The sequence below is a fragment of the Burkholderia sp. F1 genome, from assembly GCF_050813845.1.
Classification (GTDB): domain Bacteria; phylum Pseudomonadota; class Gammaproteobacteria; order Burkholderiales; family Burkholderiaceae; genus Burkholderia; species Burkholderia ubonensis.
Genome location: NZ_CP172421.1, coordinates 3712988 through 3738879 on the forward strand (window position 1 = coordinate 3712988; position 25892 = coordinate 3738879).

Below are 25892 nucleotides of genomic sequence, written 5' to 3' on the forward strand. Positions count from 1 at the left end.
ACGAAAGATGCGCGCAGGCGGCATGCAAGCGCGCCCAAAAAAAGGGGCGAAACGCACCGCCGACGGACCGGCGCTGCGCTGCCCCGCGGCGGAACGCCGACTAGCGCCACGCGTCGACGACGACGCGCTTGAGCACATGCAGCTTGCGATGGAAGAAATGCTCGGCGCCGGGAATCACGACGACGGGCAATTCCTGCGGCCGCGCCCAGTCGTACACCGACGCGATCGGCACCGTGTCGTCGGTCTCGCCGTGGATCACGAGCGTGTTCTCCGGCACGTCGGCAACCTGCCAGCGGCTCGCGGCCGTGCCGACGAACACCATCCGCTCGATCGCGTCGCCCGCGTCGCGCAGCCGCTTCGCGACGTGCGACAGCACGAAGGTGCCGAACGAGAAGCCGGCCAGCACCAGCGGCAGGTCCGCATACGCGGGCTGCGCGCGCATGTGCGCGAGCACCGCGAGCAAGTCGTCGGCTTCGCCGAGGCCGTTGTCGTGCACGCCTTCGGTCGCGCCGACGCCGCGGAAGTTCGACCGGTAGACGACGTAGTTGAGCTGCACGAGCGTGCGCGCCAGTGTTTGCGCGACCTTGTTGTCCATCGTGCCGCCGAACAGCGGGTGCGGATGCGCGACGAGCGCGATGCCGCGCGGCGCGGCGCTCCCTTCGCGCACCGCGTCGGGCAGGTCGACGGCGATCTCGATCTGGCCGACGGGGCCGGTGATCAGCGATTTCTGCGTATGAACGTTCATGCTTTCGACCGCCCCGCTCAGATCTTCAGGCGGTCGACGACCTTGCCGTCGCGCAGGTGCGACTCGACGATCTCGTCGATGTCGGCCTGGTCGACGTACGTGTACCAGGTGCCTTCCGGATAGACGACCATCACGGGCCCCTCCTCGCAGCGGTCGAGGCAGCCGGCCTTGTTGATGCGGACCTTGCCCGGCCCGGCGAGACCGAGCTCCTTCACGCGCTTTTTCGCGTATTCCTGCATGCTCTGCGCGTCGCACTGCGCGCAGCTCGGACGTTCGGCGCCGGGCTCGCGCTGGTTCAGGCAGAAGAAGACGTGGTGCTGGTAGTAGGAATCCATGATGGTGACGGCGAGCGGCCCGGCGACGAGGCCGGACCGGCGGTGGCAGGTGAATGGTGCGGACGATTATAGCGAGCGGCGCGCCCCGCTGCCCGCCCCGCCGCCCGTCACCGGCGCGGCGGGCCGGTCAGGGCGGCCGGCAGCCACGCGCGCTCGACGCGCAGCCCGAGCCAGATCAGCGCCGCATAGGGCCAGATCCACGCGAGCCAGCGCGCGAGGCTGTTGAAGTGCACGTAGCGCCCCTGCCGCCAGCCGGACAGCGTGAAGTCGAAGAACGGGTTGACGGGCAGCAGGTTGACGAGCGCGACGCCCGCGAGCAGCGCGGCGGCGGCGAGCGCCGCCCGCCACGCGCCGGGCACGTACAGCGCGGCAAGCGCCGCCGCGAAGCCGAGCTCGATGCCGAGCCGCGCGCCGGGCGTCGCCCACACGACGACGAGCCCGGTGGCCGACTGCATGAACGTCGCGGCGGACTTCAGCACGAGCGTCGCGGCGACGAGCACGATCAGGAGCCGCACGCGGGGCGCGCGCGGCCGCATCGCGAGCGACGCGATCGCGAGCGCGGGGAACAGCATCAGCCCGCCGAGCACGGCCTCCCATCCGGAATCGGACAGCCAGCCGTCGACCCGCTCGGGCCATGCCGACACGTGCCACGCGGCCGGCAGCCACGCGAGCAGCGCGTCCTGCATCGACACGTCGGCGCGCTCCCACAGCGCGGCCGGCCAGTCGCCGATGCCGAACAGGAACGGGGAAGGAAACAGGATCGCGAACGGCCAGAGCGCGGCCAGCAACAGCGGCGTCGCGCCGTCCGGCTCGAACCACGCGAAGCGCAGCCGCCTGAGCGCGCCGCGATCGAGCAGCGCGCCGGTCGCGGGCGCCATGAGCGCCGCGCCCAGCAGCGCGCCGAGCGCGTTGGCGGCGAGATCGAGATTCGACGCGACGCGCGTCGGCAGGTAGGTCTGCAGCGCCTCCATCGCGCCGGACAGCAGCGCGCCGAGCACGCCGGCGATCAGCGTCGCGCCGACGCCGCGCCAGCGCGGATGCAGCGCGAGCACCGCGAGGCCGCCGAACGGCAGGTAGCCGAGCACGTTCGTGACCACGTCGAACGCGGTCACGTAGCGCTGCATCGGCGCGAACAGGTAGTCGAACGGGCCGATGCCGAGCGCGGTCCAGCCGTCGAACGGATAGAGCGAGGCGTAGACGATGAGCGCCGTGTACGCGGCGAGCGCCTGCCGCGCCAGCGTCGATGCGCGGGACGAGCCGTGCACGCTCATCGCGGGCGCCGGCGCATTACGGCGTGCCCGCGTAGGCCTGCATGCCGACCCAGGCGGCGATCTGCGCGACGAGATCGTCGCTCGCCATCGCGAGCGCGCGCGCGCCGCCGGCGGCGTCCGGCGTGCTCGACGGCGCGCGCGCGACGAACGTGCGCTGGCCGAGCACCTTGCCGTCCTGCGTGAGCGTCGCGCGCGCGGTGACGGCGCCGTGGCTCTGCGACCGGCCGTCGAACACCTGCTCGAACTCGCTCAGGTCGACCCGCAGCGTCGGCGCGCGCACGCCGTCGGCGCCCTCGAGCACCGCGCCGCGCGACGACAGCGCGCCGCGCAGCCGCTGCGTGAGCAGTTGTGCGGGCGGCGCGGTCCAGCGGCTGTCGCGGTAGACGGCCATGCGCTGCGCATCCGCATACGTGAGCCGGAAGACGAACTTGTCCGAATCGAGCGCGTCGGGCGCGACAATGTCGAGCACCTTCAGCGCGGGGCCGGGGCCAGCGGTCGCGACCGGTGCGGCCGGGCCGAGGTCGTAGCGGACGTTCGACAGCGCCGCGTTTTCGCTGGCGCAGCCGGCCGCGAGCGCGAGCGTCAGCGCGGCGAGCACGGCGGCGGCCGGGCGCAGCGCGCGGGCGAGGATTCGGGGCATGACGTGTTCCTGCATGAAAATTCCGGATTCGATGATCAGTGGGCCGTCGCGCCCGGCCAGACGAAGCCCGCCTCGCCGGGCCCTGGAGCCGCGCCCGGCGAGCCGAACAGCAGGCTGCGCGGATTGCGGCCGAGCTCGCCCGCGACGTCCTTCAGCTGGCGCGACGCGTCGCCGACGCTCGTCGCCAGCGCGTTGAAGCGCGGCAGCGTGTCGTACTGCACGCGCGCATTCAGCTCGTTCAGCGCGTCGCCGATATGCTCGGCGGCCATGCCGGCCTTGTTCAGGTTCGCGACGAGCGGGCCGTTCGGCTGCAGCAGCGTGTTCGCCGACGCCATCGCGCGGTTCACCTCGTGCATCGTGTCGGGCAGCGCCGCGACCGCGGGGCCGAGCTGCTTCGACAGCGTCGCCGCGCCGTCCGCCGCGTGCTGCAGGCTTTCCGCCGTCGCGCGCAACTGCTCGCGCATCTCGGGCGACATCAGCTCGTTCGCGCTCTTCGCCGCCAGTTCGAGCTGCCGCAGCAGCACGTCGCCGCGCTGCTGGATCTGGTCGAACAGGCTCGGGTGCATCGGGATCTGCGCGACCGCCTTCGCCGACGACGGCAGCGGCGACAGGTCGGTGCCCGTGTCGTCGAGCTGCACGAACGCGATGCCCGTCACGCCCTGGAAGCCGAGGCTGCCGAACGTCGACTGCGTGATCGGCGCGTCCTTGTCGACCATGATGCGGATCCGGATCTGCCCGGGGCGCGAGCGGTCGAAGCCGATCGACTGCACCTTGCCGACGTCGAGGCCGCGAAAGCGCACCGCCGCGTCCGGAAACAGCCCGGTGACGTTGGTGCGCGCGATCAGGTCGTACGGAATGCGCACGGCGCGATCGACGTTGAACCAGAACACGGCGCCCGCGATCACGAGCGTCAGCGCGATCGTGAACAGGCCGGCCCAGAACGCATGAGATTTGTTTTCCATTCGCGGGTTCCTTGCTACAGCTCGACGCTCGCCAGCGCCGGTTCGAGGGCTGCCGGCGGCAGCTTCGCGCGCCGCTCGGGCGGCAGCGCCTGCAGCGCGCGCCGGCCGCGCAGCCCCAGAAAATACTCGTGGATGAACGGATGGTCGACGTTCGCGGCCTCCTCGACCGGCGCGGCGACGAGCACCTTGCGGTCGGCGAGCACCGCGACGCGCGTCGACAGCGCGACCATCGTGTCGAGATCGTGCGTCACCATCACGACGGTCAGCCCGAGCGTGCGATGCAGCGTCGCGATCAGCTCGACGAACTCTTCCGACGCCTGCGGGTCGAGCCCCGCCGTCGGCTCGTCGAGGAACAGCAGCTCCGGCTCGAGCGCGATCGCGCGCGCGATGCCGACCCGCTTCACCATCCCGCCCGACAGCGCAGCCGGCATCTTCGACGCATGCTTGCACGGCAGCCCGACCATCTCGAGCTTGAGCATCACGATGTCGTGCAGCAGGTCGGCCGGCACGCGGCCGAGCTCGCGCAGCGGCTGCGCGACGTTGTCGAACACCGTCATCGACGAGAACAGCGCGCCCTGCTGGAACAGCATCCCGGAACGGGTGCGCATCGCCCGCGCGCTCGCCGCGTCGATCGTCGACGTGTCCTCGCCGAACACCTTGATCGTGCCCGACGTCGGCCGCTCGAGGCCGAGGATCTGCCGCACGAGCGTCGTCTTGCCCGAGCCCGAGCCGCCGACGATCGACACGATCTCGCCGCGCCGCACGTCGAAATCGAGCTTCTGGTGGATGATGTTGCGCCCGTAGCGCTTCGTCAGGTTGCGCACCTCGATCACGAGGTCGCCGGCCGGCGCGGCGCCGGTCGCCCCGGCGCCGGCGGGCGCCGCATCGGTTGTCGGCAGGTTCAGCATGTTCATCCGAGCCCCACGTTCTGAAACAGCATCGCGAACACCGCGTCGGCGAGGATCACGACCGTGATCGACGTGACGACCGACGTCGTCGTGCCTTCGCCGAGGCTCTGCGAGTTCGCCTTGATCCGGAAGCCGAAATGGCACGCGACGAGCGCGATCAGCATGCCGAACACGACACCCTTGCCGAGCCCGATGTACAGGTTCGCGATCGGCACGACGCCCGGCAGCGAGCGCACGAAGAAGCTGAAGTCGATGCCGAGCGCGAGCTTCGCGGCGAGCGCGCCGCCCGCGAGCGCGATGACGTTGGTCCACATCACGAGCAGCGGCATCGCGACGCCGAGCGCGAGCACCCGCGGCAGCACCAGCCGCAGCCCGTGCGGGATGCCCATCACGCGCATCGCGTCGAGTTCCTCCGTCACGCGCATCACGCCGATCTGCGCGGTGATCGCCGAGCCCGAGCGGCCGGCGACGAGGATCGCCGACAGCACCGGCCCGAGCTCGCGGATCACCGACAGCCCCAGGATGTTCACGATATACCGGTTCGCGCCGAACATCTGCAGCTGCTGCGCGGACAGGTAGCTCAGCACGATGCCGATCAGGAACGCGACGAGCGCGGTGATCGGCAGCGCCTTCGCGCCCGCGCTGTAGACGTTCGCCGACGTCTCCTTCCACGGCATCGTCTTCGGCCGGCGCAGCACCGACAGCGCGTCGAGAACCACGCGGCCGAACATCGAGATGCCGCCCTGCAGGTGCTCGGCGAACGTGAAAAGCGCGCGGCCGAGGCGCGTGACCGGATCGATGCGCTCGATGCGCTCGGGCGCCTCGCGCTGGCGGTCGAGCCGCTCGATGCGCTCGAAGATCGTGCGCTGGGTCTCGGTCAGCGCGATGCCGTCCGGCAGCTTGCGGCCCCAGACCCGCCACAGCGCCTGGCCGCCGACGTGGTCGATCCGCTCGATGCCGGACAGGTCCCATTCGCGCACGCGGCCTTTCGCGAGCCCCGCGACGCGGCGCGCGACGGCGCCGCGATTGCGCGCCAGCGCGAGCGCGGTCCACTGTCCGTACAGGCGCACGGTCGGGCCCTGGCCGCCGGCATCGACCGACAGGCCGGGAGGAGTGTCGAAATCCAAAGCGGCTTGTTTGCAAATGAATGACACCGGCCATTGTAACGAACCGTCCGCTTCCGCGACGCGAGGATTTCCGCCGGGTCGGGAGGCTCGCCGGCCGCGGCGCGCCGCCGCAGCGCCGCCCTCCCCGGACGCCCGCAACTCGCCGCCCGCTGCCGGCCGCCCGCGGATGGCCGCCCCCCCTTTCCGCCAGCCGTCGCAGCCCTTTCATTCCACCGTCACGATTCCTTTCGATACTCTCACGCTCTGCACGACCGGCCGTCGGCGCGCCACGCGTCGCATTCCGTGCAGACCACGACAACAGAACACCAAACAGGACAACCGATGCGATTCCCCTCGCTTCTCCGCCATCGCGCGCCGGCAGCCGCCGCGCTCGCGAGCCTCGCCTTTCTCGCCGCGTGCAACGGCGACGACGTGATCGCCCCGCCGTCGCGGCAGGCGCAAGCGCCCGTCGGCACCAAGGCGACCCTCGCGCTGCTCGAGACGACCGACCTGCACACGAACGTGCTCTCGTATGACTATTTCAAGCTCGCGGCGGACAACTCGCTCGGCTTCGAGCGCGTGTCGACGCTGATCGCGCAGGCGCGCGCGCAGTACCCGAACACGCTCCTGCTCGACAACGGCGACACGATCCAGGGCACCGCGCTCGCCGACTACCAGGCGCTCGTGAACCCGGTCGGCTGCGACCAGACGCTCGCGATCTACAAGGTGATGAACGCGGCGAAGTTCGACGGCGGCGGGATCGGCAACCATGAATTCAACTACGGGCTGCCGTACCTGTCGCAGGTGACCGGCAGCACGTTCGACGTCGACGGCATGCCCGCGCAGCAGAAGAAGTGCGCGGGCCCGGCGTTCCCGCAGGTGCTCGCGAACGTGATCAGCGCGAAGACCAACGCGCCCCTCTTCACGCCGTATACGATCCTGACCCGCACGATCACCGCGACCACGCCGGACGGCAAGACGGTCAGCGCGCCGGTGAAGGTCGGCATCATCGGCTTCACGCCGCCCGCGATCATGAACTGGGACAAGCGCTGGCTCGACGGCAAGGTCTACACGACCGGCCTGAAGGAAGCGGCCGAGAAGTACATTCCGGAGATGCGCGCGAAGGGCGCGGACCTCGTCGTCGCGATCTCGCACGGCGGGCTCGACAACTCGGCGTACTCGCCGACGATGGAAAACGGCAGCTGGTGGCTGTCGACCGTGCCGGGCATCGACGCGATGCTGATCGGCCACTCGCACCAGGTGTTCCCGGATGCGAACAGCACGGTGCCGCAGTTCAACCTGCCGGGCGTGGACAAGGTCAAGGGCACCGTCAACGGCGTGCCGACCGTGATGGCGAACTACTGGGGCAAGCACCTCGGCGTGATCAAGCTCGGCCTCGCATTCGACGGCAAGACGTGGAGCGTCGACAAGTCGCTCACGACCGTCGAGGCGCGCCCGATCCAGAACGCGGACAAGAGCTACGTCGCCGCCGACCCGTCGGTGGCGGCCGCGATCGCCGCCGAGCACCAGGCGACGATCAACTACGTGAAGACGCCGATCGGCTCGACCGACTACCGGATGACCTCGTATTTCGCCGACGTCGGCGATCCGGGCGCGATCCAGATCGTCAACGAGGCGCAGGCCGACTACGTGAAGACCTACGTGCAGGCGAACCTGCCGCAGTACGCGTCGCTGCCGGTGCTGTCGGTCAGCGCGCCGTTCAAGAGCGGCTTCGGCGGCGGCAACGACTTCACCGACGTCGCGCCGGGCGCGCTCGCGATCAACAACGCGGCCGACCTGTACCTGTATCCGAACACCGTCTACGCGACGAAGGTGAGCGGTGCGGACGTGAAGAACTGGCTCGAGACCGCCGCGAAGCGCTTCAACCGGATCGATCCGACGCAGGCGACCGTGCAGAAGCTCGTCAGCAGCTTCCCCGGCTACAACTTCGACATGTTCACGTCCGCCGATCTGTCGTACGAGATCGACGTCACGCAGCCGGTCGGCAGCCGGATCAGGAACCTGACGTACAAGGGCGCGCCGATCGACCCGAACGGGCAGTTCATCGTCGCGACCAACAACTACCGCGCGAGCGGCGGCGGCAACTTCCCCGGCCTCGACGGCAGCAAGACGATCTTCGCGTCGCCGGACGCGAACCGCGACGTGCTGATCGCGTTCATCAAGAAGCGCGGCGCGATCACGCGCGCGGCGGACGGCGCGCAGCGCAGCTGGCGCTTCACGAAGCTCGCGAGCTCGGTCGCGCACGTGCAGTTCGCGTCCGCGCCGAACCGCCTCGCCGATGCGGCGGCGGCCGGCCTGACCGGCATCACGCAGGTCGCGGCCGACGACGGCTCGGGCAAGAACCTCGCCACCTACGAGATCGACCTGACGCAATGAGACACGCGACGCAACCGATCCGCACCATGCGGCCCGCCGCGGCGGGCTTCGCGCCGGCCGCGCGGCGCCTGCTGCGCGTGAAGCTGCCGCCCGCCGTGCTGCTGGCGGCGGTGGCGGCAATCGCCGCCGCCGCCGTCGCGGCGAGCAGCTGGCGCAGCGCCGGCCCCGCGCCGAGCACCGCGCAGCTCGACGAATGGCAGGCGATGGTCACGCAGGCCGGCGAGCCGCACGCGCTCGCGCGGCTGCGCGACCTCGCGCGCGCCGGGTCCGCCGATGCGCAGGCGGCGCTTGGCGGTGCGCTCGTCGACGCGCGCGAGCCCGGCTTGCGCGACGAAGGACGCGGCTGGCTCGAAACCGCCACGCAAGCGAACGGCGCGACGGACGCGCCGGCCGCGCGCCGCGCGCAGCTCGCGCTCGGCAAGGCGCTGCTGCTCGGCAGCGGCGGGCTGCCGAAGGACTATGCGCGCGCCCGGACGCTGCTGGCCGCCGCCGCCGGACACGGCGACCCGGCCGCCGCGTACTACCTCGGGCTGATCTACCGCAGCGGCTACGGCATCGCCGCCGATCCTGAGCAGGCGGCACGCTGGTTCGACGTGGCGTCGCGCGCGGACATCCCGGCCGCCGACTTCATGCTCGCGAACGCGTATCGCGACGGCAGCGGCGTGCCGCGCGACGACGCGCGCGCGCTCGCGCTGTACCGGCGCGCGGCCGAGCACGAACTGCCGGAAGCGGTGCAGACGCTCGCGATGGCGTATCGCAACGGCGAGCTGGGCCTCACGCCGGATGCGAACGAATTCCACGCGCAGTGGATCGAGACCGCGCACGCGCTGAAGCATCCGGTCGTCGCGCCGTAAGGGTGCGGCGGAAGTGCAAGCCGGCAGGACCGCGGTGGCCTGACACGCATGACCCGGCGCCCCGCGCATCGACCGCCTGGAACCGGGATCGATCGCGAGACGCGGGCATGCGCGCGGCGATGCCTTATCATGCCGCCTCACAACAAAACCTGAGAGGACCGCGTCCATGTCGCATCGCCTGTCCGGCCTTCGCGCCGCCCTCGGCGCCGTCGTCGCCGCCCCGTTCGTCGCGCTCGCCGCGCCGCCCGCCCATCCCGATATCTTCAACGCCGCGATCTGCAAGCCGCCGTTTACGTCGGACCTCATGAGCGCGATCTACGACACCGTCAAGGCGACCGATCCGAAGCCGGACGAATCGATGCTGGGCGCCGCGGTCTTTCGCCTGCCGGAGCCGATCCGCCGGGACGGCTTCACGACGCAGAAGGTCGTGTTCACCAGTACGGGAATCGGCGTGCTCGTGGAAGGCGAAGTCGCCGACCAGCTCGCGCAACGCTACAAGCTCGCCCCCGAGAAGGGCCACCTGCTGGGCGCGTCGTCCGTCGGCTATTCCCGCCGGCTGACCTTCCGGGGGCCGGGGGGCGCCCTGATCCTCGTTTCGGCCCGCCAGGGCCCGGCGCTGAAGGGCAAGACGCTGCTTGCCTGCGAAATGACGTCCGAGGAAGACATCAAGGCGCTGGAGCAGATGGAACAGCATTGAGCCGGCCAAGCGCCGCCGTGACATCCCGTCAGGCGGCGCTGCTGCGCGCGGGCCGTTCCAGACGCATGTACGCGTCGGACACGATCAGCCCGAAGACGATGTGGTCGAGTGCGCTCACCCAGCCACGCGCGTCGGCGAACCACGGGAACAATTGCGTCATGCCGTAGTAATTGACGACGTACAGCAGCACGCCGAATACGGCCCCCGCCACGCTGACCATGCCGACACTCGAATCCAGGCTGAAACACGCGATGATCACGGCCAGGATCAGCGCAAATACGATCGACAGCGCGAAGTGCACGCCCAGCGCCGCCAGCAGGGTTCCCACTTCGACCGTGGTCGACGGCGCGAGCGCGTCGTCGCCGAAATAGATGGCCGCGATCATGCGCAGCGGCGCCCACGCGTCCTGTCCGATGATTGCCGACGCGATGACCTGGATGACGAGGAACACCGCGCCGGCCACGCACCCGCCGATCACGGCGGCGCGCCACACCGGAATGCGGCGCGCGTAATGGTGCGAATGCATGTGGAGCTGCATGGCGATCTCCTTGAAAACGGTCCGCCGCCGCGTCAATGCCGGTGCGTATGCGACGTACCGGAACGCACCGCCGACCATGCCGACGCGAGCGACTCCGACAGCCGGTGACAGGCACGCATCATCGGCGGCCCGACGGCGTCGGAGATCCGGGTCGTGTTGCGGTGGAAGCGCTCGAGCAGGCTGGACAGGCTCGCACACGAATGAAGCTTGCTCATCGCCATTTCCCTCGATGCGGCAACGACGAGAACCGGTTGGCACTCGCCACACGCGCCGCCAAAGCGGATATATCGAACGTAGTCTCGCCGGTCGGGAAGATCAAGATGACGACGGCGCTGCTCGCGCGACGCCTCGTCGTTCTCCTGAAGAAAGCGCCGACGGCTGCGCGGCACGCCGCCCGTCTCCCGAGCACCGCCTCTTCCCCCTGTCGCTACAATAGGCGCCATGAACGCCCCCACCTCCTCCGACAAGCCCGACTCCGGCGACGCGCATATCGCGCGCAGCCGGCTCGACGCGCACCTGGACGCCGCGCCGCGCGCGTGGCCGCTCGACATTGTCGCCGCGACCGGCTCGACCAACGCCGACCTCGCCGCCCGCCTGAAGGCGCTGCCGCGCACCGCGAACGCGCTGCCCGCGCCGCTCGTGCGGGTCGCGTTCGAGCAGACGGCCGGCCGCGGCCGGCAAGGCCGCCCGTGGTTTGCGCAGCCGGGCAACGCGCTGCTCTGCTCGGTCGGCTGCATCGTGCCGCGCCCGGTCGACGCGCTCGGCGGGTTGAGCCTCGCGATCGGCGTCGCGCTCGCCGAAGGGCTCGCCGCGCTGCCGCTCGACGCGCGCTCCGGCGTCGCGCTCAAGTGGCCGAACGACCTGCTGCTGACCGCCGCCGACGCCGGCGCGCAACGTGGTGTCCGCATCGTCGGCAAGCTCGCCGGGATCCTGATCGAAACGGTGTGGACGACGCCCGACGCGACGGCCATCGTGATCGGCTTCGGCGTCAACGTGCGCGGCGCGGAAGCCGTCGCCGCGCAGGTCGACGCGCAGCGCGCGCGCGAAGCGTCGACCGCGGGCGCGCTGCCGCCCGCGGCACTGTCGTCCGCGTGGGCGGCGGCGAACCTCACCGATACGCTCGCCGCGTCGCTGAACGCGCTCACGCCCGCGCTCGCGCAGTTCGCGGCCGACGGGCTCGCGCCGTTCGTGCCGCGCTGGCACGCGCGGCACGCCTACGCGGGCCGCGAAGTGGTGCTGATCGAGCAAGGCGCGGAACGCGCGCGCGGCATCGCGACCGGCATCGACGCGGCAGGCCAGCTGCTGCTCGACACGCCCGGCGGCGTGCAGGCGATCGCGGCCGGCGACGTGTCGCTGCGCGAGGCGCAATGAGCGCACCGCACCTGCTGATCGACGCCGGCAACAGCCGGATCAAGTGGGCGCTCGCCGACGCCCGGCGCGGGCTGGTCGAGACGGGCGCGTTCGGCCACGCACGCGACGGCGGCGCCGATCCGGACTGGTCGCACGTGCCGCGTCCGCGCGGCGCGTGGATTTCGAACGTCGCCGGCGCGGAGGTGGCGGCACGGCTCGACGCGCTGCTCGATGCGCGCTGGCCGGGCCTGCCGCGCACGACGATCCGCGCGTGTGCCGCGCAGTGCGGCGTGACGAACGGCTATACGATGCCCGACCAGCTCGGCAGCGACCGCTGGGCCAGCTTGATCGGCGCGCGTGCGGCGTTTCCTGGCGAACCGCTGCTGATCGCGACGTTCGGCACCGCGACGACGCTCGAGGCCTTGCGCGCGGACGGGCACTTCACGGGCGGGTTGATCGCGCCGGGCTGGGCGCTGATGATGCGTTCGCTCGGCACGCACACCGCGCAGTTGCCGACGCTCACCACCGACATCGCGAGCGGCCTGCTCGCGCTCGCTCAGGCGGAGCCGTTCCAGCTCGACACGCCGCGCTCGCTGTCGGCGGGCTGCCTGTATGCGCAGGCCGGGCTGATCGAGCGCGCATGGCGCGACCTGAGCGCCGCGTGGCAAGTGCCGGTGCGGCTCGTGCTGGCGGGCGGCGCGGCGGACGACGTCGCGCGCGCGCTGACGGTGCCGCATACGCGCCACGATGCGCTGATCCTGTCCGGACTGGCGCTGATTGCGGCGGAAATGGTTGCGAATGGTTGAAACGGCACGCACGCGCGTTCTCACACGCGGGTGAGCCGGGCGAACTGAATGACCAGCCCCGCGGCTGGCCTGACTGGATGACGAAAAGGGGTGTCGACGATGCTGCGCTGGCTGATCGCTGTTCTCTTTCTCGCCAACATGCTCGCGCTCGTGGTGGCGCGCGGGGTGTTCGGGCCGCTGCCGGCCGCCGGTCCGCGCGACCCGGGGATGCTGTCGCGACAGGTGCATCCCGACGCGCTGCGCGTCACACCGCTCGCGCACGCTGCTGATCAGGCGCTCACGGGCGGCCCGATCGCGGCACCGGCGGTGCCGGCGGAGCCGCTCGCGGCATCCGCGCCCTGACGCCGCGCGCGGCGGCGCGAATTTACGGCTGCTGCGCGCGCACCTTCTTCAGCAGCGCCGTGGTCGAACGCTCGTGCTCGAACGGAATCGCCAGCGCCCGGCCGCCCCAGCCGCGCACCAGCGCGGATTCCGGCAGCACATCCATGTCGTAGTCGCCGCCCTTGACGAGGATGTCCGGACGCACGGCCTCGATCAGCGACACCGGCGTCTGCTCCTCGAACTTCACGACCCAGTCGACGCTTTCGAGCGACGCGAGCAGCGCCATCCGGTCGTCCTCGTGGTTGATCGGGCGGTCGTCGCCCTTGCCGAGCATGCGCACCGACGCGTCGCTGTTGACGCCGACGATCAGGCACGCGCCGAGCGCCTTCGCGTCGGCGAGATAGGTGACGTGGCCGCGATGCAGGATGTCGAACACGCCGTTCGTGAACACGACGGGCGCGCGCAGCGACGCGCGCAGTGCGACGAGCGCGTCGCGGGTGATCAGCTTACGTTCGAAGGTAGCGGGCATGATGGGTGACTGGCGGAAGCGAACGGCGTGCGCGGCGCGCATGCCCAAGAAAAAGCCCGCCGGAGGGCCGGGCGGGCTTCATGTCGCGCGCGCCCTCGCCGGGCGCGCGTCTCGTCGTCAGGCCGGCTGGGCAGCCGACTGGCCGCCTTCGGCCTGCAGGCGGCCGGTGACTTCCTTGCGATACCGGTTGAGCTCCTGCGCGGTCGCGAACGTGCGCTCGAACAGGATCGACAGGTTGTGCAGGATGCGCTCGACGACCTTCTTCTCCCACTCGCCGTCGAAGCGGATCTGCTCGTCGAGCCAGCGCTCGAGCCACTCCGGATCCGGCAGGCGCGACTGCACGGTGTCGCGCGGGAACAGCGCCTGGTTCACGTGCAGGTTGGTCGGGTGCAGCGGCTTCTCGGTGCGGCGCGCCGACGCCATCAGCACGCCGATCTTCGCGAACGCCGCGCGCGCGACGTCGCCGCAGTTCGAGAGCGCCTTCTTCATGTAGCGCAGGTACGCGCCGCCGTGACGCGCCTCGTCACGCGAGATCGTTTCGTAGATGTGCTTGATGACCGGCTCGGTGTGCCAGTCGGCCGCGCAGCGGTACCAGTGGTTCAGGCGGATCTCGCCGCAGAAGTGCAGCATCAGCGTCTCGAGCGGCGGCGCCGGGTCGAACTCGAAGCGCACCGCGTGCAGTTCCTCCTCGGTCGGCACCATTTCCGGCTTGAAGCGGCGCAGGTACTCCATCAGCACGAGCGAGTGCTTCTGCTCTTCGAAGAACCACACGCTCATGAAGGCGGAAAAGTCGCTGTCGTGCTGGTTGTCGCGCAGGAACATTTCCGTCGCGGGCAGCGCCGACCATTCGGTGATCGCGTTCATCTTGATCGTCTTCGCCTGCTCGTCGGTGAGCAGCGAAGCGTCGAACTTGTCCCATGGAATGTCCTTCTCCATGTCCCAGCGGACGGCTTCGAGCGACCTGTAAAGTTCCGGATAAAGCATGGTGTTCATGATGGTCCCACCCCTGTTCTGCGCAATGCGACTTCTCTTAAACGTGACCGTTGCAGCAACGCGCGTGCGGATGCGCTTTTTGCAACCAAGACTGTAATTTTACGCGTGAAACCAGCCCCCGGCCGCGTGTTCCGCGTCCGGCAGCCGCGCGGCCGCGTAAGCCGCTCGCTGGGGGCAAGCCGCGTGCCGCGCTCCGCTCGAACGGAACCGACCGCGCGTGCCTGAGTGGGGGCCGGCGCTGGCCGGCTTCGCTGGCGAGCCCGTCGCGGCCCCTTGCGGGCGCCGGTCCGGCGAGCTGCTCGATTTGATGTATTCGGCGGCGGCCATGATAGCACGCACGCATGACGGTTCCGCGACAGCCGTCCGGTCGCTTCCCGACAGCCGGCATGCGGCGAAGCGTCGCAGCCGGCGTCGCGAAACCGCCACCGATCCGCATCAGACCCGCATTTCCCCGGCCGCCTGCCCGTCGGCCGGCGACGCGCTCGCGCCGTCCGCGTGCGCGATCCAGCCGGCGAGCGTGGCGTGCTGCGCGCAGCCGTCGCGATAGCCGAGCTCGATCAGTTCGCGCGTGAACGCCTCCTCGAACAGCAGGTAGCTCGCGAACGACGCCCCCGCCGGCTGGCTGCCGCCGACCGCGCCGAGCAGCCCGCGCACGGTGAGCGGCAGCTGCTTCAGGTGTTTCGCGGCGATCAGCTCGATGCGCTCGGACGGCGCGATCGCCAGCACGTCGACGTGCCGCCAGCCGCTGTCCACTTCGACCTGGTGAGGCAGGTGCGCGATCATCCGGTTGATGTGCTCGATCCGTTCGATGTCCGAGCCGATCGAGTCGAGAAACACGCTGGCGAGCACCTGCTGGCCGATCTGCGCGAGCGACGGATAGCCGCGCACGAAGCCGCCGCCGTTCACCGGAATCTCCGGCCGCGGGTCGGCCGCGCCGACGACCACGATCCGGTCCGCGCCGAAGTGGATCGCCGGCGACAGCGGCGCGATCTGGCGGATCGAACCGTCGCCGAAATACTCGATCTGGCCGTCGAGCACGAGCGGCACGGCCGGGAACACGAACGGAATCGCCGACGACGCGAGCAGGTGCGACGCCGACAGGTCGACGAGCCGCGCGGTGCGCTGCGCGCGCCGCCACGCCTGGATCGGCTCGGCGGCCTGGTAGAACGTCAGATGGCGGCCGCTCGAATAGCTGAGCGCGGTCACCGCGAGCGCGTGCAGCGTGCGCGCCTCGAGCATCTGCTCGATCCGGTGGAAGCTCAGCTCGCGCTGCAGCAGGTGCGCGAGCGGCGCGTTGTCCAGCAGGCCGCGCGGCGAGCGGCGGGCCGCCCAGCCGAAGCTCATCGCCGCGAGCCAGCGCGCGCCCGCGGCGGCGATGCCGAGCCAGTCGGTGCGGTACACGTAGTCCGCGCGCAGGTGCTCCCAGAATTCGAGCAGGCGGCGCACGCCGTGCGAGAAATCGTCCGCGTGGCTCGCGATCGACGTCGCGTTGATCGCGCCGGCCGACGACCCGCACACGACGCCGAACGGCAGCGTGCGCCGTTGCGGATCGGCCTCGAGCGCGATCTCGGCCAGCGCCTTCAGCACGCCGACCTGATATGCGGCGCGCGCACCGCCGCCCATCAGTACGAGCGAGAGCCGCATCGCCTGGCCTGCTACATGGGCCGCCGCGCCGTCACGTCGAGCGCTTCGGCGGACGGCTCGCGGGCGTCGACGCGGCCGCCGCGCGCGCCGCAGCCGAACCGGACGATCCGGCGGGCTTCGCGCGCTTCGCGGCGGGCTTGCGCGGCGCGGCCGGCGGCGGGTCGGCTGCGTCGGGCTGCGCCGCGGCCGATGCCGCCGGTGCAGCCGGCGCAGCCGGCGAGGCCGGTTGCGCGCCCGGCTGCGCCATCGCGAGGCTCGCGAGCTGGTTGAACTGCGTCTGCAGCAGGTTCCACCAGCCGGCCGGGTCGAAGCCCGCGTTCTGCGCGGCGCTCTCGCCCTCGGGCGGCGCGTCCGCTTGCGCGCCTTCCGGCGCATCGCCGAGCGGCGTCGCGGCCGCCTTCGCCGCCGCGACGGCCGCATCCTCTGCGGCCGACATCGAGGTTTGCGCGAACGCGCCGAACGCGCGCAGCGTCGCGAGCGTCGCGCGCTGCACTTCCATCGCCTGGATCGCGGACTGCAGCATCCCGAGGTTCAGCTTCAGCCATTGCTCGACCGCGCGCAGGTCGGTGATGCGCTTGTCGAGCTCCTCGACGCTGGCGAGCGGCGCCATCATGTCGGACATGCTCGACAGCGACGGCGGCAGCCCGTGCGTCGCGCCGGGAAACGCGCCCATGCTGCCGAACGGCGACAGGCGGATCATTTCCCACATGCGTTCGAGCATGTCTGCGGGCTGGAAGCCGGCGAAGCCGGAAAAAGGATTGGAGCCGGAGGTATCGATCGTCATGCGGGCATCCTGGTTGACTGTGGGAGCGGCCGGATCGCCCGGCCGCCTGGGTCGATCATAGCGCGCGCGTCAGAACGGCGCGCCGCCGGGGAAGTCGGGCGCTCGCCGTTCGCGCAGCGAGCGGATCCCCTCCTGCACGTCGGGCCCCGAAAAACCCATGAATTCGAGCGCGAGCGACGCATCGAAGGTCGGCCCCGCCGAGCGCAGCCAGTTGTTGAGCGCGTACTTGGTCCAGCGGATCGCCGTCTGCGAGCCGTGCGCGAGCTTCTCCGCGACCTCGTACGCCTTCGGCAGCAAATCGGGCTCGTCGACCGCGAGCGACACGAGGCCGATCCGCTCGGCCTCCTCGCCGCTCACCGGCTCGCACAGCAGCAGGTAGTACTTCGCCTTCGCCATCCCGCACAGCAGCGGCCACACGATCGCCGCATGGTCGCCCGCCGCGACGCCGAGCCGCGTATGGCCGTCGATGATGCGCGCGCTCTTCGACGCGATCGAGATGTCGGCGAGCAGCCCGGCGACGAGCCCCGCGCCGACGGCCGGGCCGTGCATCGCGGACACGATCGGCTTGCTGCAGTTGATCACGTTGTAGACGAGGTCGCGCGCTTCGCGCCAGACCCGCGCGCGCACGTCGAAATCGTTCGCCATCTGCTCGACGAGCGCGAGGTCGCCGCCCGCCGAGAAGCCCTTGCCTTCGCCGCGGATCACCGCGACGCGCGTGTCGGGATCGCGATCGACGTCGCGCCAGATGTCGGCCAGCTCGCGGTGCATGCGCTCGTTGGCGGTCGCGAGGCCGCTCCTGTTCGCGCCTTCGCCGCTCATCACGATCTCGAGGATGCCGTGCGGCTGGCGCCGCACCTTCAGTGCTTCATAACCGCTGTAGATGGCGGTATCGGACATGCGCAACTCCTTGCGGAAAACCCATGAGTCGAGTGTAGCCAAGCCCGCGCGGGCAAACATCGGGCGAAACCCGGCGCGCGGGCCGCAACCGGGTTGCGCCCGCGCGCGCTACGTTACGTCATGCGGCGCCGTCGGGCGGCGCGACCGACTGCTCGATCGCGCCGAAGATCGACTTGCCCGCGTCGTCGAACATCTCGATCTTCACGGTGTCGCCGTAGCGCATGAATTCGGTCTGCGGCTTGCCGTGCTCGATCGTCTCGAGGCAGCGCTTCTCGGCGATGCAGCAGTAGCCGCGCTTCGGATCCTTGTTCGACACCGTGCCCGAGCCGACGATCGAGCCCGCGCGCAGGTTGCGCGTCTTCGCCGCGTGCGCGATCAGCTGGCCGAAATGGAACACCATGTCGGTGCCCGCGTCGGGCTGGCCGACCTTCCTGCCGTTCCAGTGGACGATCATCGGCCGGTGCACGCGGCCTTCGCGCCAGTGCTCGCCGAGCTCGTCCGGGGTGACCGCGACCGGGGCGAACGCCGTCGCCGGCTTGCTCTGGAAGAAGCCGAAGCCCTTCGCGAGCTCGGCCGGAATCAGGTTGCGCAGCGACACGTCGTTGACGAGCGTGACGAGCCGGACCGCCTTCAGCGCGTCGTCGGGCGACGCGCTCATCGGCACGTCGCCGGTGATCACCGCAACTTCCGCCTCGAAGTCGATGCCCCATTCCTCGGACGGACAGACGACGTCGTCGCGCGCCCCGAGGAAATCGTCGCTGCCGCCCTGGTACATCAGCGGATCGGTCCAGAATTCCGGCGGCATCTCGGCGCCGCGCGCGCGGCGCACGAGCTCGACGTGGTTCACGTACGCGGAGCCGTCGGCCCACTGGAACGCGCGCGGCAGCGGCGCCATGCAGTTCGCCGGATCGAACGGGAACGCGTGCCGCGCGCGGCCGTGGTTCAGCGCGTCGTACAGGTCGCGCAGCTGCGGCGCGTAGAACGCCCAGTCGTCGAGCACGCGCTGCAGCGTCGGCGCGATCGCGTCGGCGATCGCCGCGGTGTGCAGGTCGCGCGACACCACGATCAGCTGGCCGTCGCGCGTGCCGTCCTTCAGCGAAGCAAGTTTCATAGGGGGAATCTGCCGTTGTAGTGACGATGGAAGGAATCTATTTTACGATGGTGAATCCGTGCCGCGCACCGCGCTTGCGTGCGCCGCGGCCGATTCGACCCTTCCCTCCAGATCGCGCGCCGCGCGCCGTTGCCCCATGTCCGCCAGCCAGCTCCCAGACGACGATCTCGCCGACCCCGACACCGCCGACGAAGCCGCCGGCGACAACGGCGAGAAGGTCCGCTCCGGCATCCAGTCGATCGAGGTCGGCTTCCGCCTGCTCGACGTGCTGACGAGCGAGCCGCGCGCGATGATGCTGCGCGATCTCGCGCAGCGCGCGGGCATGAGCCCGGCGAAGGCGCACCGCTACCTCGTCAGCTTCTCGCGGCTCGGCGTCGTGTCGCAGGACCCTGTCTCCGGCCGCTACGAGCTCGGCGGCTTCGCGCTGCAGATGGGCCTCGCGCGCCTCGCGCGGGTCGACGGCGTGAAGCTCGCGCGGATCGCGCTGACCGAATTGCGCGACCGGCTCGACCAGACGGTCGGCATCGCGGTGTGGGGCAACCAGGGCCCGACGATCGTGCACTGGATGGAATCGAGCCATCCGGCAAAGGCGTCGCTGAAGCTCGGCGACGTGATGCCGCTGCTCGGCTCGGCGACGGGCCTGCTGTTCGCCGCGTACCTGCCGCGCGGCAAGACCGCCGCGATGATCGAGCGCGAGCTCGCCGACACGCGCCGCTCGCCGCATCACGGCGGGCCGCGCACGCTCGCCGAGGTCGACGCGGCGCTCGCGGACGTGCGCGCCCATGCGGCCGCGCGCGTCGAAGGGATGCTGCTGCCGACGATCCACGCGTTCTGCATGCCGGTGTTCGACGCGGTCGGCGAGCTGGCGCTCGCGATCCTCGCGCTCGGCCACGAAGGCACGTTCGACATCGCATGGGGCGGCGAGATCGACACCGCGCTGCGCGCCTGCGCGCAGAAGCTGTCGTACGAACTCGGCTATAGTCCGGACGCGCGCGACGCCTGACGCGTGGCGCTCGACGCGCCGCATGAACGCGCGGCGCACCCGGCGGTCCGAATCCAGACGCAACCTGCCGACCGGCGCGCCGCGCGCCGACGCTGCGCAACCGCCCCGAACCCTTCGCTGCCCGACGATGCCGCCTTCCGACGCCCCCCCCCGCTACGCCCCGCCCCGCCGTTGGCTGCGCGCGGGCGTCGCGCTTGCCGTGGTGCTCGTGCTGCATGCGCTCGCCGCGCTGTGGTTCACGCGCCATCGCGAACCGTTCACGCCGCCGGCGCCCGCCGAAGTGCCGGTGCAGATCGAGCTGCTGAAGCCGCGGCCGATCGAGCGGCAGCCGGCGCAACCCGCGCCGAAGCCGGTTGCAAGGCCGGCCGCGCCTGAGCCGGCCGCGCCGAAGCCCGCGAAGCCGGCGGCCGCGCCATCGCATCCGGCGCCGCAGGAGCCGGTGCTGACGTCGACGCAGGCTGCCGCGGAAGGCGTGCCGCCGGCCGCCTCCTCCGGCGGCACCGCATCAGGCGCATCAGGCGCGTCGGCTGCGGCGGCCGGCGGCGCAAGCGGCGCCGCGACGGCCGGCCCCGCGTCGAACGGCGTGAAGTTCGCCGCGCCGCCGTCCGGCGACCTGCGGTACGACGCCCTCTTCAACGGCATGCAGAACTCGACGGGGACGATCCACTGGCGCACCGACGGACAAACGTATGAGCTGTCGGTGACGATGCCCGTGCCGTTCATCGGCCCGTTCAGGTACCGGAGCCAGGGCCGCGTCGATGCATACGGGATCGCGCCCGACCGGTACGTCGAGCAGCGCGGCAAGCGCCCGGAGGACATCGCGATCTTCAACCGCGAGATCCGGCAGGTCGTGTTCACGCGCACGCCGGACAACGCGCCGCTGCCCGACGGCGCGCAGGACCGCTTCAGCATGCTGATGCAGCTGTCAGGCCTCGTGCGCGGCAATCCCGACGCATACAAGCGGGGCGTCACGCAGCAGTTCTTCGTGATCGACAACAACAGCGGCGAGACCTGGCCGATCACGGTCATCGGCGACGAGCAGGTGCAGACCGCCGCCGGCTTCATCGAGACGCGGCACTTCATGCGCCTGCCGCGCCGCGCCGGCGACACGCGGCGCATCGACATGTGGCTCGCGCCGTCGCTCGGCTGGCTGCCCGCACGGCTCGTGCAGACGGAACCGAACGGCGCGCAGATCGAGCTGCTGTGGCACGGCCCGCTCGCCGCCCCCGACATGCCCGCCGAAGCGGCGCCGGACACCGGCGGCACGCCGGCCGCAACCTCCGGCGCGACCGCGCCGGACACGCCCGTTGCGCCGCCTTCGGCACCCGCTTCGGCGCCGTCGCCGCCGCCCGCTGCGCCGTGACGCAGCGCGCCGCGCCCGCGAATCGGCAAATTCGACCGATGGTTATCCGCCATAAAGATTGGCGGTGACACGCCGTAATATCAGGCATGACACTCTTTAACAACTATTTCGGTACACCGGCCGACAATAGGAAACGTTTCGGAGATATCGGCTTCTAACCGATACACCCCATGCAGAGGGAACGGGGTGTGCAGCGCAAGCCCCTTGAAACCGGCGAGGTCTACCCCACTTAGGGGAACAACAAGGCCAGAAGCCACTGCGAAGAGGAGTGCCGCCATGCAAATGATCTACAACAGCCCCAACTACTGCGTCGTCGAGTTCCCGCCGCAGGTCGGCCATCATGCGATGAATTCGGGTGGCTACGAAATCGTCGACAAGAACGCGCAGCGCGAGATCTTCATCGACGGCGAACTCGCCGCCCGGTTTCGCGAGCACGTGAAGCAGCTGATCGAGGACGAGCCGTCGCTCGACGAAGTCGACGAATTCCTCGGACAGTTCGACAGCCTGATGACGCAACCGGTCGTCCTGCACTGACGACACGCCGGCCCGGCGCCCGATACTGACTGACGCCGCCGGGTTCGCCGCAAGCACTCCGATCCCGCCCCCGCCCGGTCCGCCGCGCGGGGGCTTTCATTTGGCGCCGCGCAACGCCGGACGGTGCGCGGCCGCACCGGCTACAATGGCGCTTTTCCCGATTCGCCGGTCATCCGCCATGTCTGCGACTTCATCCGCCGTTCGTTCCGCTCCGTTAGCCGCGCTCGACGCCCCGTACACGCGCGGCGCCCAGCTGCCCGCGCTGCTGAAGCAGCGCATCCTGATCCTCGACGGCGCGATGGGCACGATGATCCAGCGCTACAAGCTCGACGAGGCCGCGTATCGCGGCGAGCGCTTCCAGGACTTCCCGCGCGACATCAAGGGCAACAACGAGCTGCTGTCGCTCACGCAGCCGCAGATCATCCGCGAGATCCACGACCAGTACTTCGCGGCCGGCGCGGACATCGTCGAAACCAACACGTTCGGCGCGACGACGGTCGCGCAGGCCGACTACGGGATGGAAGACCTCGTGGTCGAGATGAACGTCGAATCGGCGCGGCTCGCGCGCGAATCGGCCGCGAAATACGCGACGCCGGACAAACCGCGCTTCGTCGCGGGCGCGATCGGGCCGACGCCGAAGACGGCGAGCATCTCGCCGGACGTCAACGATCCGGGCGCGCGCAACGTCACGTTCGACGAGCTGCGCGACGCGTACTACGCGCAGGCGAAGGCGCTGCTCGACGGCGGCGTCGACCTGTTCCTCGTCGAGACGATCTTCGACACGCTGAACGCGAAGGCCGCGCTGTTCGCGCTCGACCAATTGTTCGAGGACACCGGCGAGCGCCTGCCGGTCATGATCTCGGGCACCGTCACCGACGCGTCGGGCCGCATCCTGTCCGGCCAGACGGTCGAGGCGTTCTGGAACTCGCTGCGCCACGCGAGGCCGCTCACGTTCGGCCTGAACTGCGCACTGGGCGCGGCGCTGATGCGCCCGTACATCGCCGAGCTCGCGAAGCTGTGCGACACCTACGTGTCGTGCTACCCGAACGCGGGCCTGCCGAACCCGATGAGCGACACCGGCTTCGACGAGACGCCCGACGTCACGTCGGGCCTGCTGAAGGAATTCGCGCAGGCCGGGCTCGTGAACCTCGCGGGCGGCTGCTGCGGCACGACGCCCGAGCACATCGCGGCGATCGCGAAGGCGCTCGCCGAAGTGAAGCCGCGCCGCTGGCCGACCCAGTACAGCGACGCCGCCTGACCCGACCGATTCCACGCCCGTCCCACACCACACGAATTCGCACCGCCATGACCGATCACACGATGCGCCTTGCCGGCCTCGAGCCGTTCAACGTCACGTCCGGAACGCTCTTCATCAACGTCGGCGAACGCACCAACGTCACCGGCTCGAAGGCGTTCGCGCGGATGATCCTCAACGGCCAGTTCGACGATGCGCTCGCCGTCGCGCGCCAGCAGGTCGAGAACGGCGCGCAGGTGATCGACATCAACATGGACGAGGCGATGCTCGATTCGAAGGCGGCGATGGTGCGCTTCCTGAACCTGATCGCGTCGGAGCCGGACATCGCGCGCGTGCCGATCATGATCGACTCGTCGAAGTGGGACGTTATCGAGGCGGGCCTCAAGTGCGTGCAGGGCAAGGCGATCGTCAACTCGATCTCGCTGAAGGAAGGCGAGGAAGCGTTCCGCCACCATGCGAACCTGATCCGCCGCTACGGCGCGGCGGCCGTCGTGATGGCGTTCGACGAGACCGGCCAGGCCGATACGTACGAGCGCAAGACCGAGATCTGCAAGCGCTCGTACGACTTCCTCGTGAACGAGGTCGGCTTCCCGCCGGAAGACATCATCTTCGACCCGAACATCTTCGCGGTCGCGACCGGCATCGAGGAGCACAACAACTACGCGGTCGACTTCATCGAGGCGACCCGCTGGATCAAGCAGAACCTGCCGCACGCGAAGGTGAGCGGCGGCGTGTCGAACGTGTCGTTCTCGTTCCGCGGCAACGACCCGGTGCGCGAGGCGATCCACACCGTGTTCCTGTACCACGCGATCCAGGCGGGGATGGACATGGGCATCGTCAACGCGGGCCAGCTCGGCGTGTATGCGGAGCTCGACCCGGAGCTGCGCGAGCGCGTCGAGGACGTGATCCTGAACCGCCGCGCGGATTCCACCGACCGCCTGCTCGAGATCGCCGACAAGTTCAAGACCGGCGCCGCGAAGAAGGAAGAGAACCTCGAGTGGCGCAACCAGCCGGTCGAGAAGCGGCTTGCGCATGCGCTCGTGCACGGCATCACGAACTTCATCGTCGAGGACACCGAGGAAGCGCGCGCGAAGATCGCCGCGGCGGGCGGCCGCCCGATCAACGTGATCGAAGGCCCGCTGATGGACGGGATGAACGTCGTCGGCGACCTGTTCGGCCAGGGCAAGATGTTCCTGCCGCAGGTCGTGAAATCGGCGCGCGTGATGAAGCAGGCGGTCGCGCACCTGATCCCGTTCATCGAGGAAGAGAAGCGCCTGCTCGCGGAAGCCGGCGGCGACGTGCGCGCGAAGGGCAAGATCGTGATCGCGACCGTGAAGGGCGACGTGCACGACATCGGCAAGAACATCGTGTCGGTCGTGCTCCAGTGCAACAACTTCGAAGTCGTCAACATGGGCGTGATGGTCCCGTGCAACGAGATCCTCGCGAAGGCGAAGGTCGAGGGCGCGGACATCATCGGGCTGTCGGGCCTCATCACGCCGAGCCTCGAGGAAATGGCGTACGTCGCGGCCGAGATGCAGCGCGACGATTACTTCCGCGTGAAGAAGATCCCGCTCCTGATCGGCGGCGCGACCACGTCGCGCGTGCACACGGCGGTGAAGATCGCACCGAACTACGAAGGCCCGGTGGTCTACGTGCCGGACGCGTCGCGCTCGGTGTCGGTCGCGTCGAGCCTGTTGTCCGACGAAGGCGCGGCGAAGTATCTCGACGAGCTGAAGTCCGATTACGAGCGGATCCGCGACCAGCACGCGAACCGGAAGGCGCAGCCGATGGTCACGCTCGCCGACGCGCGCGCGAACAAGGCCAAGGTCGACTGGGCGAGCTACACGCCCGTGAAGCCGAAGTTCATCGGCCGCCGCGTGTTCAAGAACTATGACCTGAACGAGCTCGCGAACTACATCGACTGGGGCCCGTTCTTCCAGACCTGGGATCTCGCGGGCCCCTACCCGGCGATCCTGAACGACGAGATCGTCGGCGAATCGGCGCGCCGCGTGTTCTCCGACGCAAAGTCGATGCTCGCGCGGCTGATCCAGGGCCGCTGGCTGACCGCGAACGGCGTGATCGCGCTGTTGCCGGCAAACACGGTCAACGACGACGACATCGAGATCTATACCGACGAATCGCGCACGGACGTGCTGCTCACGTGGCGCAACCTGCGCCAGCAGAGCGTGCGCCCGGTGGTCGACGGCGTGATGCGGCCGAACCGCTCGCTCGCCGACTTCATCGCGCCGAAGGAATCGGGCGTCGCCGACTACATCGGGATGTTCGCGGTGACGGCCGGCCTCGGCGTCGACGTGAAGGAAAAGCAGTTCGAAGCCGACCACGACGACTACAGCGCGATCATGCTGAAGGCGCTCGCGGACCGCTTCGCGGAAGCGTTCGCCGAAGCGATGCACGCGCGCGTGCGCCGCGAGTTGTGGGGCTATGCGGGCGACGAGACGCTCGACAACGACGCGCTGATCGCCGAGCAGTATGTCGGCATCCGCCCCGCGCCCGGCTATCCGGCCTGCCCCGACCACCTCGTGAAGCGCGACATGTTCGAAGCGCTTCATGCGGAAGAGATCGGCATGACGGTCACCGAGTCGCTGGCGATGCTGCCGGCGGCGAGCGTGTCGGGCTTCTTCCTCGCGCACCCGGACAGCCGGTACTTCTCGGTCGGGAAAATCGCGCAGGATCAGCTCGAGGACTACGCGCAACGGATGGCGCTGTCGCTCGACGACGCGCGGCGCGCGCTCGCGCCGCAACTTTGAGCGGCGCGGCCGGCCATGTGCGACCGGCCGTTGATCCGACAATATGAAAAAGCCCGCGAGACGCGGGCTTTTTGCTGGCGG

Annotated in this window: 26 protein-coding genes; 11 read left to right on the top strand and 15 right to left on the bottom strand. The window is 70.1% G+C overall.

All coding sequences use genetic code 11. The features are described 5' to 3' along the window. Window positions 1–100: 100 nt before the first annotated feature. The 7 genes from ACFIMZ_RS17510 to ACFIMZ_RS17540 all read right to left on the bottom strand — a co-directional run bounded on the left by ACFIMZ_RS17510 (window position 101) and on the right by ACFIMZ_RS17540 (window position 5988). Window positions 101–745: an alpha/beta hydrolase gene (locus tag ACFIMZ_RS17510; RefSeq protein WP_431820607.1), complete on the bottom strand. Its 645-nt coding sequence runs from the start codon at window positions 743–745 to the stop codon at window positions 101–103. Between the two features lie 17 nt (window positions 746–762). Beyond that, complete coding sequence (locus tag ACFIMZ_RS17515; protein WP_011353339.1) at window positions 763–1080, bottom strand: (2Fe-2S) ferredoxin domain-containing protein; 318 nt, start codon at window positions 1078–1080, stop codon at window positions 763–765. Between the two features lie 107 nt (window positions 1081–1187). Further along, window positions 1188–2351, bottom strand: coding sequence for a VanZ family protein (locus ACFIMZ_RS17520; RefSeq protein ID WP_431820608.1), 1164 nt, complete (start codon window positions 2349–2351; stop codon window positions 1188–1190). Between the two features lie 16 nt (window positions 2352–2367). Then, window positions 2368–2991 carry an ABC-type transport auxiliary lipoprotein family protein gene (locus ACFIMZ_RS17525; RefSeq protein WP_431820609.1) on the bottom strand — a complete coding sequence of 208 codons (624 nt, stop codon included), beginning with the start codon at window positions 2989–2991 and terminating at the stop codon, window positions 2368–2370. Between the two features lie 35 nt (window positions 2992–3026). Continuing rightward, entirely contained in the window at window positions 3027–3953 is a 927-nt protein-coding gene (locus ACFIMZ_RS17530; protein ID WP_431820610.1) for an MlaD family protein, read from the bottom strand. A 14-nt stretch (window positions 3954–3967) separates the two neighbouring features. Beyond that, a complete protein-coding gene (locus ACFIMZ_RS17535) occupies window positions 3968–4867 on the bottom strand; it encodes an ABC transporter ATP-binding protein (RefSeq protein ID WP_431820611.1) in 900 nt (299 codons plus the stop codon). Further along, a complete protein-coding gene (locus tag ACFIMZ_RS17540) occupies window positions 4864–5988 on the bottom strand; it encodes an MlaE family ABC transporter permease (RefSeq protein ID WP_431820612.1) in 1125 nt (374 codons plus the stop codon). The genes ACFIMZ_RS17535 and ACFIMZ_RS17540 overlap by 4 nt, the downstream gene beginning before the upstream one ends. Before the next feature lie 321 nt (window positions 5989–6309). On the opposite strand from ACFIMZ_RS17540, the gene ACFIMZ_RS17545 reads away from it, so the two are divergent. The 3 genes from ACFIMZ_RS17545 (at window position 6310) to ACFIMZ_RS17555 (ending at window position 9915) form a co-directional block, all read left to right on the top strand. Beyond that, window positions 6310–8364, top strand: coding sequence for a bifunctional 2',3'-cyclic-nucleotide 2'-phosphodiesterase/3'-nucleotidase (locus ACFIMZ_RS17545; protein ID WP_431820613.1), 2055 nt, complete (start codon window positions 6310–6312; stop codon window positions 8362–8364). Further along, a complete protein-coding gene (locus ACFIMZ_RS17550) occupies window positions 8361–9218 on the top strand; it encodes a tetratricopeptide repeat protein (RefSeq protein ID WP_431820614.1) in 858 nt (285 codons plus the stop codon). Before ACFIMZ_RS17545 ends, ACFIMZ_RS17550 begins: the two co-directional genes overlap by 4 nt. 166 nt (window positions 9219–9384) lie before the next feature. After that, window positions 9385–9915 carry a hypothetical protein gene (locus ACFIMZ_RS17555; RefSeq protein WP_431820615.1) on the top strand — a complete coding sequence of 177 codons (531 nt, stop codon included), beginning with the start codon at window positions 9385–9387 and terminating at the stop codon, window positions 9913–9915. A gap of 28 nt (window positions 9916–9943) precedes the next feature. Here ACFIMZ_RS17555 and ACFIMZ_RS17560 read toward each other — a convergent pair whose 3' ends face one another. Both ACFIMZ_RS17560 and ACFIMZ_RS17565 read right to left on the bottom strand, forming a co-directional pair. Next, window positions 9944–10453 (bottom strand): hypothetical protein, encoded by a 510-nt coding sequence (locus ACFIMZ_RS17560; RefSeq protein WP_431820616.1) that lies wholly within the window; start codon window positions 10451–10453, stop codon window positions 9944–9946. A 32-nt stretch (window positions 10454–10485) separates the two neighbouring features. Next, the gene (locus ACFIMZ_RS17565) at window positions 10486–10668 is read right to left on the bottom strand and encodes a hypothetical protein (RefSeq protein ID WP_431820617.1); all 183 of its coding nucleotides are present in this window, start codon (window positions 10666–10668) and stop codon (window positions 10486–10488) included. A gap of 226 nt (window positions 10669–10894) precedes the next feature. Here ACFIMZ_RS17565 and ACFIMZ_RS17570 point away from each other — a divergent pair, with 226 nt between their 5' ends. The 3 genes from ACFIMZ_RS17570 to ACFIMZ_RS17580 all read left to right on the top strand — a co-directional run bounded on the left by ACFIMZ_RS17570 (window position 10895) and on the right by ACFIMZ_RS17580 (window position 12951). Next, on the top strand, window positions 10895–11824 hold the full coding sequence (locus ACFIMZ_RS17570; RefSeq protein ID WP_431820618.1) for a biotin--[acetyl-CoA-carboxylase] ligase: 930 nt from the start codon (window positions 10895–10897) through the stop codon (window positions 11822–11824). Further along, window positions 11821–12609 carry a type III pantothenate kinase gene (locus ACFIMZ_RS17575; RefSeq protein ID WP_431820619.1) on the top strand — a complete coding sequence of 263 codons (789 nt, stop codon included), beginning with the start codon at window positions 11821–11823 and terminating at the stop codon, window positions 12607–12609. Before ACFIMZ_RS17570 ends, ACFIMZ_RS17575 begins: the two co-directional genes overlap by 4 nt. Before the next feature lie 99 nt (window positions 12610–12708). Continuing rightward, complete coding sequence (locus tag ACFIMZ_RS17580) at window positions 12709–12951, top strand: hypothetical protein (protein WP_431822524.1); 243 nt, start codon at window positions 12709–12711, stop codon at window positions 12949–12951. 22 nt (window positions 12952–12973) lie between these two features. Here the strand turns inward: ACFIMZ_RS17580 and rfaE2 are convergent, their stop codons facing one another. From rfaE2 to ACFIMZ_RS17610, 6 genes are all read right to left on the bottom strand, one after another. After that, window positions 12974–13459: a D-glycero-beta-D-manno-heptose 1-phosphate adenylyltransferase gene (gene rfaE2 / locus ACFIMZ_RS17585; RefSeq protein ID WP_431820620.1), complete on the bottom strand. Its 486-nt coding sequence runs from the start codon at window positions 13457–13459 to the stop codon at window positions 12974–12976. 117 nt (window positions 13460–13576) lie between these two features. After that, window positions 13577–14452, bottom strand: a complete 876-nt coding sequence (locus ACFIMZ_RS17590; RefSeq protein ID WP_059612992.1) for a ferritin-like domain-containing protein — start codon at window positions 14450–14452, stop codon at window positions 13577–13579. 435 nt (window positions 14453–14887) lie between these two features. Beyond that, window positions 14888–16096, bottom strand: a complete 1209-nt coding sequence (locus ACFIMZ_RS17595; RefSeq protein ID WP_431820621.1) for a patatin-like phospholipase family protein — start codon at window positions 16094–16096, stop codon at window positions 14888–14890. 31 nt (window positions 16097–16127) lie between these two features. After that, on the bottom strand, window positions 16128–16880 hold the full coding sequence (locus ACFIMZ_RS17600; protein ID WP_431820622.1) for a PhaM family polyhydroxyalkanoate granule multifunctional regulatory protein: 753 nt from the start codon (window positions 16878–16880) through the stop codon (window positions 16128–16130). A gap of 69 nt (window positions 16881–16949) precedes the next feature. Further along, window positions 16950–17777 carry an enoyl-CoA hydratase/isomerase family protein gene (locus ACFIMZ_RS17605; RefSeq protein ID WP_431820623.1) on the bottom strand — a complete coding sequence of 276 codons (828 nt, stop codon included), beginning with the start codon at window positions 17775–17777 and terminating at the stop codon, window positions 16950–16952. A gap of 118 nt (window positions 17778–17895) precedes the next feature. Further along, entirely contained in the window at window positions 17896–18888 is a 993-nt protein-coding gene (locus tag ACFIMZ_RS17610; protein ID WP_431820624.1) for a fumarylacetoacetate hydrolase family protein, read from the bottom strand. 136 nt (window positions 18889–19024) lie between these two features. On the opposite strand from ACFIMZ_RS17610, the gene ACFIMZ_RS17615 reads away from it, so the two are divergent. From ACFIMZ_RS17615 to metH, 5 genes are all read left to right on the top strand, one after another. After that, the gene (locus tag ACFIMZ_RS17615; RefSeq protein ID WP_431820625.1) at window positions 19025–19891 is read left to right on the top strand and encodes an IclR family transcriptional regulator; all 867 of its coding nucleotides are present in this window, start codon (window positions 19025–19027) and stop codon (window positions 19889–19891) included. Between the two features lie 127 nt (window positions 19892–20018). Next, complete coding sequence (locus tag ACFIMZ_RS17620) at window positions 20019–21254, top strand: DUF3108 domain-containing protein (RefSeq protein WP_431820626.1); 1236 nt, start codon at window positions 20019–20021, stop codon at window positions 21252–21254. Between the two features lie 276 nt (window positions 21255–21530). Continuing rightward, the gene (locus ACFIMZ_RS17625) at window positions 21531–21788 is read left to right on the top strand and encodes a BTH_I0359 family protein (protein WP_010090525.1); all 258 of its coding nucleotides are present in this window, start codon (window positions 21531–21533) and stop codon (window positions 21786–21788) included. A 178-nt stretch (window positions 21789–21966) separates the two neighbouring features. Then, window positions 21967–23046, top strand: coding sequence for a homocysteine S-methyltransferase family protein (locus ACFIMZ_RS17630; RefSeq protein WP_431820627.1), 1080 nt, complete (start codon window positions 21967–21969; stop codon window positions 23044–23046). Between the two features lie 47 nt (window positions 23047–23093). Next, window positions 23094–25811 (top strand): methionine synthase, encoded by a 2718-nt coding sequence (metH, locus tag ACFIMZ_RS17635; RefSeq protein WP_431820628.1) that lies wholly within the window; start codon window positions 23094–23096, stop codon window positions 25809–25811. Window positions 25812–25892: the final 81 nt, after the last annotated feature.